Origin of the sequence: Pseudochrobactrum saccharolyticum, assembly GCF_008801715.1 — a bacterium.
GTDB lineage: Bacteria > Pseudomonadota > Alphaproteobacteria > Rhizobiales > Rhizobiaceae > Pseudochrobactrum > Pseudochrobactrum saccharolyticum.
Genome location: NZ_VZPG01000003.1, coordinates 89068 through 101553, shown reverse-complemented (window position 1 = coordinate 101553; position 12486 = coordinate 89068). Strand labels below are relative to the sequence as shown.

The window sequence follows — 12486 nt, the reverse complement described above, 5'->3', positions numbered from 1 at the left end:
CAGATGGAATAGTAATGGAACTGCGTACATTACGGATATTCGCCGAGGTTGTCCGCCAAGGCGGTTTCACACAGGCTGCCAAGACTGTTTTCCTCACGCAATCAGCTGTCAGCAAAGCCGTGCGTCAGCTTGAAGACGAACTTGGCGTGACCCTGCTCGACCGTAACGGTCATAAATCAGTGATGACCGATGCAGGAGAAGTAGTATTCCAACGCGCTCTGCGTATACTGGCAGAACAGGATGATCTGAAAACCGAACTGGCAGAATTACAGGGGCTGACCAAGGGCATGCTGCGGCTCGGATTACCGCCAATCGGCAGTGACGCGCTGTTCGCACCGATGTTTGCGATTTACCGTCGTCTTTATCCCGGTATTGATATTCATCTTGTTGAACATGGCAGTAAAAAACTCGAAGATATGGTGCGCGACGGCGAAGTGGATCTTGGTGCCTCCCTCTTGCCTGCGCCTGATGAATTTGACTGGCAGAATGTCCGCAAAGAGCCGATTGATGTGCTGATCCCCGCTTCGCACCCGCTGGCCGATCAGCCCATTATTGCCTTGAAACAATTACAGGATATGCCGTTTATCCTGTTTGACAGTGCCTTTGCACTCAATCCGATTATTCTGAATGCCTGTCGCAGTCAGGGCTTCACGCCGTCCATTGCCGCACGCTCCAGCCAGATTAATTTCATCATCGAGCTGGTTTATGCAGGGCTTGGTATCGGCTTTCTCCCGCGTCTGATTGCCGAACAACGGGTGCGCGACGGTGTCCGCCATATTACCCTCACCGAGCCGGATCTTTCATGGGACATGGCGTGGGTCTGGCGGCGCGGCGCTTATCTGCCTCATGCGGCGCGTGCATGGCTGGAACTGGCAGCGCGTTTTCAGCACGGATAAGGGCTGACAGGCATTATTGTCAGGAAATTCAGGCTCGTTTCTCCCGAACAGCCTGATAAAACCGCACATATCCAAGCTGGGCATTGCCGAGTTGATGCGCAGAATTCATGACTAAAGTGCAAATAAGGGTTTGCAGTTTTGGGGTAGTCGTCTGAGAATGAGCCAAATTTTTCGGGAGATAGTAAATGAGTGACATGACAAAATTTTCATGGAGCGATCCGTTCCTGCTCGATGATCAGTTGTCTGATGATGAACGCATGATCCGCGATTCCGCTGCGGCTTTTGCCAAGAGCGAACTGCTGCCGCGCATTGAAGAAGCCTATCTTGAAGAAGCTGTGCAGCCTGAACTGTTCCGTCTGATGGGTCAGGCCGGTCTGCTCGGTGTGACATTGCCGGAAAAATACGGCGCGGCGGAAGCCAATTATGTTTCCTATGGTCTTGTTGCCCGTGAAGTAGAGCGCATTGACTCCGGCTATCGTTCGATGATGAGCGTGCAGTCCTCACTCGTGATCTACCCGATTTTTGCCTATGGTTCGGAAGAGCAGAAAGACAAATATCTGCCGGGTCTGGTGTCCGGCGAGCTGATCGGCTGCTTTGGCCTGACCGAGCCTGATGCCGGTTCTGATCCTGCAGGCATGAAAACCCGCGCGGAAAAAACCGCGACCGGCTACAAGCTGCACGGCTCGAAAATGTGGATTTCCAACTCCCCGATCGCCGATGTGTTCGTCGTCTGGGCGAAATCCGTTGCCCATGACAATCAGATCCGCGGTTTTGTGCTTGAAAAAGGCATGAAAGGTCTGAGCGCGCCGAAAATCGGCGGCAAGCTTTCCCTGCGTGCTTCCGTCACCGGTGAAATCGTGATGGACGGCGTGGAAGTCGGCGAAGATGCGCTGCTGCCAAATGTTTCCGGTCTTAAAGGTCCGTTCGGCTGCCTCAACCGCGCCCGCTATGGTATTTCCTGGGGTGTTCTCGGTGCGGCAGAAGATTGCTGGCACCGTGCGCTGCAATATGGCCTGGATCGCAAGCAGTTTAACCGCCCGCTGGCGCAGACACAGCTTTTCCAGAAAAAGCTGGCTGACATGCAGACAGAAATCACGCTCGGCCTTCAGGGCTCGCTGCGCGTTGGCCGTCTGATGGATGACCATAAATTTGCACCGGAAATGATTTCGCTGATGAAGCGCAACAATTGCGGTAAAGCGCTCGACATCGCCCGTCAGGCTCGCGACATGCATGGCGGCAACGGTATTCAGATCGAATATCACGTGATGCGTCATTCGCAGAATCTGGAAACAGTGAATACCTATGAAGGTACCCATGACGTTCACGCGCTGATCCTCGGCCGTGCGCAGACCGGTCTTCAGGCATTCTTTTAATAACTGATAATCGCCCGCTTCCCTCCGTATGGCGCTGATTTTTCAGCGGCATAGCTGATGGAAGCGGGTTTTTCATATCCGGAGCAAATCTGATGCAGGCGCCGTTGGAAGGCATTAAAGTCGTTGAACTGGCACGTATTCTTGCAGGGCCGTGGATCGGTCAGACATTGGCGGATCTCGGTGCCGATGTCATTAAAGTAGAAAGCCCTGAGGGTGATGATACCCGCAAATGGGGTCCGCCTTATATTGACGACGGTGCGGAACAGTCAGCCGCCTATTATCATGCCTGCAATCGCGGTAAACGCTCGATCACCTGCGATTTTCGTGAAGATGCAGGGCGTGAAACCGTTCTCAAACTCATCAAAGATGCCGATATTGTCATCGAGAATTTCAAACTCGGCGGCCTAAAAAAATACGGCCTTGATTATGAAACCCTGAAGGAAATCAATTCGCGTCTGATCTATTGCTCCGTCACCGGTTTCGGTCATGACGGGCCTTATGCAGCGCGTGCCGGTTATGATTTCATGATTCAGGGCATGAGCGGCATTATGGATATTACCGGCGACCCGAAAGGCGAGCCGCAGAAAATCGGCGTGGCATTGGTCGATATTATCACCGGTCTTTACGGTGTCATCGGTATTCAGTCAGCGCTGCTGCATCGTCAGGTAACAGGTCTCGGTCAGCATATTGATATGTCGCTGTTTGATTGCATGACCGGCGTTCTCGCCAATCAGGCAATGAATTTCCTCGCTTCCGGCATAGCGCCGAAACGTCTCGGCAATGCGCATCCGAATATTGCGCCTTATCAGACATTGCCGGTGAAAGACGGCTATTTCATCATCGCCTGCGGTAATGACGGCCAATTCGCCAAACTGGCAGGTTTGCTGGAGCTGTCGGAACTGGCTGAGGATGAGAAATTCCGCACCAATGCGGCTCGCGTACAAAACCGTGATGAACTGACAGCTCAGCTTGAAGCAAAAACATCTGTATGGTTGCGCGATGATCTGTTGGCCGCACTGGAAAATCTCGCTGTACCAGCAGGGCCGATCAATACCATTGCCGATGTGTTCAGTGATCCGCAATTCATCGCCCGTCAGATGCGGGTGGATAATCAGGGGGTTCCGGGACTGCGCACGCCGCTGAAATTCTCCAATGCAGAGCTGAAAACCGGCCTGCGTTCCCCGCGTTTAGGTGAGCATACAGAGGAAATTCTGGCAGAATTGAACGCTCAAAAATAGTCAAAAACAGTATTTCAGAAGGCCGCTTTCAGCGGCCTTTTTATTGGCTGATCGTATGATAAATCAGATGCCGACATATTGCTGTTACAAAACTGACTCGTGATTTGGCTGATTTGCCTTCAGAATGAAGGTCTTGCCCGCTAAAATGGCGGGGTTTTTATCCACATAAAGGCAATTTTTTTTCATCAGCCATATTTATTGTATTTTACTTAAATTATCAGTGTTGATAAAATATTTTATCCCATTGAATAATATGATTTTCTGGCAATTTGTTTTAGTTTCGTTCTTTGTAATAAAATTTTAGAATTAGCCAATAATATTGCTAGAAATAACAAAGTTTCTCTTTTGTTTTAAAATAATCTCCTTCGACTAAAGGCGCACGGCTGAGAACTTAAAATAGATGTTTGACTCTGCCTGAAAAACTCATACTAGAATCCGTCTCAGTACTTTAACAGGGAGGGTTATATGTATCGTAAAATTTTGCTCGCAGGTGTCTGCGCACTCACACTGACCGGCGCTTTTGCCGGTGTGGCATCTGCCGAAGTCGTTCTGAACCGTGGTAACGACACAGATCCGGCAACATTGGATCATCACCGCACATCCACCGTTTCCGAAGGCCGCATCATGGCCGATCTCTATGACGGTCTTGTCCGTCAGAGCGCCAAAGGCGAAGCTGTTGCTGCCACCGCCAAGTCCTGGGATATTTCCGAAGACGGTCTGGTTTACACATTCCACCTGCGTGACGATGCCAAATGGTCGAATGGCGATCCGGTAACTGCCGGTGATTTCCTGTTCACATTCCGCCGCATTATGGATCCTAAAACTGCTGCCGGTTATGCCAGCATGCTGTTCCCGATTAAAAACGCTGAAGATGTGGTTGGTGGTAAGAAACCACTTGAAGATCTGGGCGTTGAAGCGGTCGATGATCTGACCCTCAAAATTACGCTGAAAGGCCCGACACCGTATTTCCTTGAGCTGCTGACCCATCAGACCGGTCTGCCGATGAACAAGAAAAGCGTTGAAGAAAACGGTGATAAATTCACAACGCCGGGCAAAATGGTCACCAATGGTGCTTATCAGCTGGTCAGCTTTACACCAAACGACAAAATCGTCATGAAGAAGAATCCGAACTTCTATGACGCCGATCAGGTCAAGATCGATGTTGTGAACTGGATTCCTTTCGAAGACCGCGCCAGCTGCATGCGTCGCTTTGAAGCCAAAGAAGTGCAGGTCTGCTCCGACGTTCCGTCCGAACAGATGGACTATGTGAAGAGCAAACTGGCTAAAGAATTCCGTATTGCCCCTTATCTCGGCTCCTATTATCTGCCGGTTAAAGGTAAAGTTGCCGACAGTAAACTGAAAGACCCGCGTGTTCGTGAAGCCATCTCCATGGCGATTGACCGTGAATTCATGGCAGAACAGGTCTGGCAGGGCACAATGCTTCCGGCCTATTCCGTGGTTCCTCCGGGCATTGCCAATTATGTTGAAGGCGGTGTGAAGGCTGAATATGCCGACAAAGACATGCTGGAACGTGAAGATAAAGCTAAAGAGCTTTTGAAAGAAGCCGGTGTTGAGCCGGGCAGCTTGTCAATCGAACTGCTCTATAACACATCCGAGAACCACAAGAACACAATGGCCGCGATTGCGGATATGCTGAGCAATATCGGCATCAAAGCCACGCTCAATGAAACCGAAGGCGCTACCTATTTCAACTTCCTGCGTGAAGATGGTCCTTTTGACATCGCCCGCGCAGGCTGGATCGGCGATTATAATGATCCGCAGAACTTCCTGTTCCTGACCCAGAGTGACGTCAGCTTTAACTATTCCAAGTGGAAGAACAAAGACTACGATGCTCTAATGGCTAAAGCTGAAGCCACAACAGATCTTAAAGCCCGCGCGGAAATTCTTGCCGATGCGGAACGTCTGTTGCTCAAAGAAACAGCCGTTATTCCGGTGCTGTATTATTCATCACGCGCTCTGGTCTCCGAAAATATCGAAGGCTGGTATGACAATCTGATGGATGCACATGCAACCCGCTGGCTGTCGCTCAAACAGTAAGTATTTTTACTGGCAGGCTGCATATTCACCTATGCAGCCTGTTGCATATCAAACTATTTTAATTTTGCCGCAGCCATTATTTTTATGAAGGCTGCAGTCAGGAAAATTATATGTTGAGCTATACGCTGCGGCGGCTGGCCAGCGCGATCCCGACGATATTTATTATCATCACGCTGACCTTCTTCATGATCCGGCTTGTTCCGGGCGGCCCGTTTGATCTTGAGCGCCCGATTGATCCGCTGATCCTCGAAAACCTGAAAAAAGCCTATAATATGGATGCGCCTTTATGGCAGCAATATCTGATTTATTTAGGCAATCTGCTTCAGGGTGATCTGGGCCCGAGCTTTGCCCGCCGTGACTTTACGGTCAATGATCTGTTCGCTTCCGGCCTGCCGGTTTCCATCATGCTCGGTGGTCTGGCTCTCACACTTGCAGCCATTCTCGGCACATTGCTCGGCGCGCTTGCCGCCTTGCGCCAGAATTCATGGCTGGATTATACCATTGTTGCCGTTGCAACATTCGGCATCACCACCCCCAATTTCGTTGTCGCACCGCTGCTCAGCCTGTTCTTCGGCGTTATTCTCGGCTGGGTGCCTGCCGGTGGCTGGTCTTCCGCCAATTTCACCTATTGGATTTTGCCGATCACCACACTGGCGCTACCGCAAGTGGCGGTGATTGCCCGCTTAGTGCGCGGCTCAACCATTGAAGCCCTGCGTGCCAACCATGTGCGCACCGCCCGTGCCTATGGTCTGCCTGCCCGCATTGTCGTCGGCGTTCATGCATTGCGTGCCGCTCTTCTGCCTGCTGTCTCCTATCTGGGGCCGACAGCTGCAGCTTTGCTCACCGGTTCGGTCGTTGTGGAAACCATTTTCGGTATTCCGGGTATCGGTCGCTATTTCGTACAAGGCGCATTGGGGCGCGACTATACATTGGTGATGGGCACTGTTGTCGTCATCTCGGTCTTTGTCGTGCTGTTCAACCTCGTTGTTGACCTGATCTATGCTTATCTTGATCCGCGGGTGCGCTATGACTGATATCTCAACAAATATGCCGTCTCACGGCGCACCGGAAGGCAACACAGCTGTTGCCGGCCGTTCCCTCTGGCAGGATGCATGGATCAGACTTCGCCGTAACCACGCCGCTGTTGCCAGTGCCGTTGTGCTGATTTTCCTGTCGCTCGTCGGTATTTTCGGGCCGATGGTCAGCCCGCATCCATATGAAAAAATCTATCCGCAATTTGTGCGCGTGGCACCAAGCCTTGAAGCCTATCCGCGTGCGGATACGATTATTCCCGGCCTTGAGCGGGAAATGGCACGTGCACGCCTGAAAGGCGGAGAACCGGAGCTTGCCGGTTCGAAACTCACTATTGACGTGACCTCAAGTGCAGGACGTGAACTGGATCAGCGCGTTCTGCGTTATTTTGAGCGTTCCGATCTGTTCAGCAATCCGAGCCTTGAACTGGCAGCCGACAAGCTGAGCGGCAAGCTCTCGCTGGATGTGGCACGTAATTACTTCTTCTTCGGCACCGATAATCTCGGCCGCGATATGATGACCCGTACCTTTATCGGTGTACGTATCTCATTGGCAATCGGTCTGCTGGCTTCCGTTATGGCGCTTGTTCTCGGCGTCAGTTATGGAGCTATTTCCGGTTATCTCGGCGGTCGTGCTGACAATATCATGATGCGTATTGTCGATATTCTCTATTCTCTGCCCTTCATCTTCTTCGTCATTCTGATGCTGGTGTTTTTCGGGCGGTCGATTATCATCATCTTCATTGCCATCGGTGCAACGGAATGGCTGGATATGGCACGAATTGTGCGCGGTCAGACCCTGAGCCTCAAACGGCAGGAATTTGTGCAGGCGGCAGAAGCGCTCGGTGCAACACGACGCGGTATTATTACCCGTCATATTATTCCGAACGCGCTGGGGCCGGTGATTGTTTTCGTTACCCTGCTGGTACCGAAAGCCATTCTGCTTGAAAGCTTGCTGTCCTTCCTCGGTCTTGGTGTTCAGGACCCGATGACATCGCTCGGCCTGCTGATCTCTGAAGGGGCGCAGAATATGCGCGGCGCTTCATGGCAGCTGATTTTCCCTGCGGTCACCCTGACACTCATTCTCTTTGCGCTGAACTTCCTGGGCGACGGCCTGCGTGACAGCCTTGATCCGAAGGACCGTTAAGATGACAGCAGAAACAGTCTTATCTGTACGCGACCTGCGCGTAACATTTGAAACCAATGACGGGCCGGTTCATGCGGTACGCGGTATCAGCCTTGATGTGAAATCCGGCGAGACCGTCGCAATCGTCGGTGAATCCGGTTCCGGCAAAAGCCAGACAACCATGGCGATCATGGGGTTGCTATCGTCGAATGGTAAAGCGACCGGTCAGGCGCTTTATCGCGGTCAGGATCTGGTCGGCATGTCCGACAAAGAGCTGAATAAAATCCGTGGTGCCAAAATCACCATGATTTTTCAGGAACCGATGACCTCGCTTGATCCGCTTTATAAAATCGGCGACCAGCTGGCCGAGCCTTTGCGTTTCCATCGCGGGATGAGCAAAGCGCAGGCACGTCCGCGCATTCTGGAATTGCTGAAACTGGTCGGCATTCCCGAACCGGAACGTCGTATCGACAGCTATCCTTATGAATTATCCGGCGGTCAGCGCCAACGTGTGATGATCGCGATGGCATTGGCGAATGATCCGGATATTCTGATAGCCGATGAGCCGACAACGGCGCTGGATGTGACCATTCAGGCGCAAATTCTGGAGCTGCTGGCCGATTTGCAGAAGCGCCTCGGCATGGCCATCGTTTTCATTACCCATGATCTGGGTATTGTGAAACGTTTTGCCGATCAGGTTTGTGTCATGCGCTCCGGTGAAGTGGTTGAAAGCGGTGCAACGGAGAAAATTTTCTCTTCTCCTGAGCATGCCTATACCAAGATGCTGCTGGATGCAGAGCCGGAAGGCACCAAAGCCGCACCACCCGCAACTGCACCTTTGCTGATTGAGGCAGATGATGTGTCTGTCACTTTCAATCTGGCAAAAGGCTGGTTGAAACCGCAGACGGTTCTGCGCGCGGTGGATGGTATTTCGCTCAACCTCAAACAGGGGCAGACCATCGGCATTGTGGGGGAATCCGGTTCGGGTAAATCTACGCTTGGCCGTGCTATTCTGCGCCTGCTGAAATCAGACGGGCGTATTGCCTATCTCGGCAAAGAGCTACCGACAGACCCGCAGGAAATGCGCCCGAAACGGCGCGAATTACAGCTGGTATTTCAGGATCCGTTCGGCTCGCTCAGCCCGCGTATGACTGTCGGGCGGATCATCACCGAAGGGCTGCTGATCCATGAGCCGGAACTGTCCGCCAAAGAGCGGGATATCCGTGCCGGTGAAGCACTGAAAGAGGTTGGTCTTGAGCCTTCAATGCGCAACCGCTATCCGCATGAATTTTCCGGCGGCCAGCGTCAGCGTATTGCGATTGCCCGTACCATGATCCTGAAACCGAAAGTCATTGTGCTGGATGAACCGACCAGTGCGCTTGACCGCTCGGTGCAAAAACAGGTGGTAACGTTGCTGCGTGATTTGCAGGAAAAATACGGCCTGTCCTATCTGTTCATCAGCCATGATCTGGCAGTGGTGCGTGCGCTTTCCGATTATATTCTGGTAATGAAAACCGGAAAGGTTGTCGAAGAAGGCCAGACCGAGCAGATTTTCGATGCACCGCGCGAGGATTATACCAAAGCACTGATGCAGGCTTCCATGAGCGAAAAACGCTTCGGAGCGTAAAGATCAAAAGGCCGGAATTTATGTTCCGGCCTTTTATTTTTAATCCAGCACTTTACCGGGATTAAGAATATTATGCGGATCAAGCGCCGCTTTCAGTGTTTTCAGAGTCTGCAATTCGGCAGCGCTGCGGCTGTAATGAAGCCACGGTTTTTTATGCAGGCCGATACCATGTTCCGCTGAAACCGAGCCTTTAAATGTGCGGATAATGTCATAGACAATATCTTCAACCGCACGGTCATCTTCGGTAAAATCCGTGTATTTCGTAATATCAATATGGAAATTACAATCACCGACATGGCCGAAAAACAGGCTGGTCATGCCCGGATAGCGGTTCTGCAATGCTGCCTGAATAGCATCTACCGCTGCACCAATCTGTGTTTGCGGGACTGACACGTCAAAACCGATGCACGGGCCTTCATGGGTCATGATTTCCGCAATGGCATCGCGCATTGTCCAGAATTCTTCGGCCTCACGATGGGATTGAGCAATGGCAGCATCGGCAATCCAACCCTCTTCCAAGGCATGTTCCAGAACCGACTGGAACAAATCCGCTTCCGCATCCGGTTCAGCGCCCTGCATATCCATCAACACATAAAGCGGATAGCTGCCATCAAGCGGTGCGCGGGCATATTTCGCAGCCATGTTGTAATATTCGCCCCACATGGCTTCAAAAGCACTGACGCGGCCGGAAAGACGCTTTTGCGCATAATTCAGCAAATTCAGGGCATTCTCAAAATTCTCAAGCGCAACGACTGCGGCATTGGCACCGCCAATCCCCGGACGCAGACGCAGCACGGCACGGGTCACAACGCCCATTGTGCCTTCCGCACCGATAAACAGATGCTTCATATCCAGCGCCGCATTGTTTTTCGGCATTTCATTCATCATGCTGAGAATTGTGCCGTCTGCCAGCACCGCTTCCAGACCCAGCACCAGATCACGGGTCATGCCATAGCGGATCACACGATTGCCGCCCGCATTGGTGGAAATATTGCCGCCGATCTGGCAGGAACCGCGCGCGCCCAGATCCAGCGCAAAATTCATGCCTGCATTGCGCGCTGCATCCTGAATATTCTGCAAAATGGCACCGGCCTCGACAATCATCGTTCCGGCCTGCGCATTGATGGTCTCAATGCGGTTCATATTGCGCAGCGACAGAAGCACACAATCCTGTACCGGCACCGCGCCGCCGGCAAGGCCGGTCAGTCCGCCCTGCGGTACAACAGCGACACGGTATTCATTGCAGAGCTTGAGAATTTCAGAAACAGTTTGTGTATCCCGAGGCAGAACCAGAGCCAGCGGTGTGCCGCCTTGTTCATCGCTCCAGTCACTCAGATGCGAAATATCAAGATCAGAACCGGTTTGAATGTCTTTACCGAGAAGTCCGGATAGTTTTTCCAGCAGTAACTGCCGGACAGAAGCGCTTTGCATTTCATTCCCCTTGATTTGTGAGATTATGTTTATTGGAATTGGTTCTGAATTGTTATAGGGATTTACAAAATTATTACGCTTCAGGTCGTTCTGTTTTTTAATAAGTTCGGCAGCAATCATCCTGCGGTCAAAATTAATATTGTCCGTTCTTTTTACTGAGGTTTCTCATGCCATTGAATATGTCCCGCTCTGTTTTTGCCAAAACTTTCGTTCTGACTGCTGTGATCGCGCCGCTTTGGGCTGGCACTGCACTGGCATGGACAGGTGATGATGTTGCAAAGCGTCTGCAGGCTCTGCTCAAAGAACAGATGGTGGAACTGACATTCTCCAAAGCAGAAACCGACGGCAAAAATGTCATTCTGCATGATGCAAAAGCACAGATTGCTATGCCTAAAACTTCGACTGACGAAACAGAAGAAGTGGAAAAGGACGAGAAAGACAACGCCCCTGTTAATCTCGGCAAGATTACGCTGAGCAATATTACCGAGGGCGAAGGCGATGTTTATCTCGTTGAAAAAGCCGCATTTGATGATGTTAAAATCGTTGAAGACAACAGCGTTTTCACCACCTCAGATATCCGCTTCAACAATGTCAAACTGACCAAGGACCCGAAAGTCGATCTGCTCGGCCGTATGCAATATGCCGAGAGCTTTCATCTCGGTGCCATCAGTGTCACGGTCGAAGGCAAGCCGGTTTTTGAACTGAACGGCGTACATTTCGCACAGGAACCTTTCAGCAAAGAAAAAGCCAGCAATTATAGCTGGGGCATTGAGGCGCTGAAGGTTGATCTTGAAGAAGCGAACCGCATTGATCAGGAAAAGAAGAAAAAAGAAGCCGCTGAGTTTCAGAAATCTGTAGAAGAAGCCACGAAGGCGGCAGAAGAAGCTGCGCAGGAAGCAGCAGATGCCGCAAAAGCGACCACCGAAAGTGCTGCACCGGCAACCGATGATGCCGCCCCTGCTGACAAGGCTGATGCTGCGGTTGCAGCCGATGCGAATACAGATATTGCCACAAACAATACTGACGAGACGGTTGAAGACAGCGGCGACGCGGAAGAACTAGCAGAAGATACCAGTGACCTGGACATGGACGCAATCCGTGCGCTCGGACTGGAAAAACTTCACCTGACCATGGATGGCAAAGGCACCTGGTCACCTTATAGCGGCGAATATACTGTCGATCAGATGACCATTAGCGGTCAGAATATCGGTACTTATAATTATAAGCTCGCAATGGGCGGTTATAATCTAAAATTCATCAAAGCTGTGCAGGATCTGCTGACCAGTGTGATGGAAGACGGCGGCGACAATACTTCCATGCAGATTGCAGCTGTGGGCATGTTGCAGAACCTGTCCATCAGCAATATGGAATTGCGTTACGATGATGCTAATTTCTTCGGCAAAGTGCTGGACTATCAAGCAAAAGAACGCGGTATTACCCGTGAAGCTCTCGTGCAGGAAATGAAAGACCAGCTGCAGATCGGCGTTGCTTATTTTGAAAATGAGCCGCTCGTTGTTGAGGCCGCTCAGGCCATGGGCGAATATCTGGATGCGCCGAAATCAATCAGCTTTAAAATCCAGCCGGAAAATCCGGTGACCTTCGGTATTCTGACTGCGGTTGGTATGGCTGAGCCGAAAAAACTCTGGTCAGTGCTGGGCGTCAAAGTCGAAGCCAATAAATAAAAGCAAAAAGCCTGCATCTCCGGA

The 12486-nt window shown here is 51.4% G+C and carries 9 protein-coding genes; 8 read left to right on the top strand and 1 reads right to left on the bottom strand.

Annotated elements, in window-relative coordinates; all coding sequences use genetic code 11:
• The first annotated feature begins 14 nt into the window (after positions 1-14).
• The 7 genes from F7P81_RS10550 to F7P81_RS10520 all read left to right on the top strand — a co-directional run bounded on the left by F7P81_RS10550 (position 15) and on the right by F7P81_RS10520 (position 9349).
• Positions 15-896 carry a LysR family transcriptional regulator gene (locus F7P81_RS10550; RefSeq protein ID WP_151159472.1) on the top strand — a complete coding sequence of 294 codons (882 nt, stop codon included), beginning with the start codon at positions 15-17 and terminating at the stop codon, positions 894-896.
• Positions 897-1090: 194 nt separating this feature from the next.
• Positions 1091-2269, top strand: a complete 1179-nt coding sequence (locus tag F7P81_RS10545) for an acyl-CoA dehydrogenase (RefSeq protein ID WP_370637861.1) — start codon at positions 1091-1093, stop codon at positions 2267-2269.
• A 92-nt stretch (positions 2270-2361) separates the two neighbouring features.
• Positions 2362-3507 (top strand): CaiB/BaiF CoA transferase family protein, encoded by a 1146-nt coding sequence (locus tag F7P81_RS10540; RefSeq protein ID WP_374828083.1) that lies wholly within the window; start codon positions 2362-2364, stop codon positions 3505-3507.
• A gap of 465 nt (positions 3508-3972) precedes the next feature.
• Positions 3973-5565, top strand: a complete 1593-nt coding sequence (locus tag F7P81_RS10535) for a peptide ABC transporter substrate-binding protein (RefSeq protein ID WP_151159470.1) — start codon at positions 3973-3975, stop codon at positions 5563-5565.
• 110 nt (positions 5566-5675) lie between these two features.
• Positions 5676-6599, top strand: a complete 924-nt coding sequence (locus tag F7P81_RS10530) for an ABC transporter permease subunit (RefSeq protein ID WP_022711586.1) — start codon at positions 5676-5678, stop codon at positions 6597-6599.
• 13 nt (positions 6600-6612) lie between these two features.
• Positions 6613-7743, top strand: coding sequence for an ABC transporter permease (locus F7P81_RS10525; protein WP_374828090.1), 1131 nt, complete (start codon positions 6613-6615; stop codon positions 7741-7743).
• A 1-nt stretch (position 7744) separates the two neighbouring features.
• Positions 7745-9349 (top strand): ABC transporter ATP-binding protein, encoded by a 1605-nt coding sequence (locus F7P81_RS10520; RefSeq protein WP_151159468.1) that lies wholly within the window; start codon positions 7745-7747, stop codon positions 9347-9349.
• A gap of 39 nt (positions 9350-9388) precedes the next feature.
• On the opposite strand, the gene F7P81_RS10515 is transcribed toward F7P81_RS10520, so the two are convergent.
• Positions 9389-10780: an FAD-binding oxidoreductase gene (locus F7P81_RS10515; RefSeq protein WP_151159467.1), complete on the bottom strand. Its 1392-nt coding sequence runs from the start codon at positions 10778-10780 to the stop codon at positions 9389-9391.
• Positions 10781-10947: 167 nt separating this feature from the next.
• Between F7P81_RS10515 and F7P81_RS10510 the strand changes: the two genes are divergently transcribed.
• A complete protein-coding gene (locus F7P81_RS10510) occupies positions 10948-12462 on the top strand; it encodes a hypothetical protein (protein WP_151159466.1) in 1515 nt (504 codons plus the stop codon).
• Positions 12463-12486 lie beyond the last annotated feature (24 nt).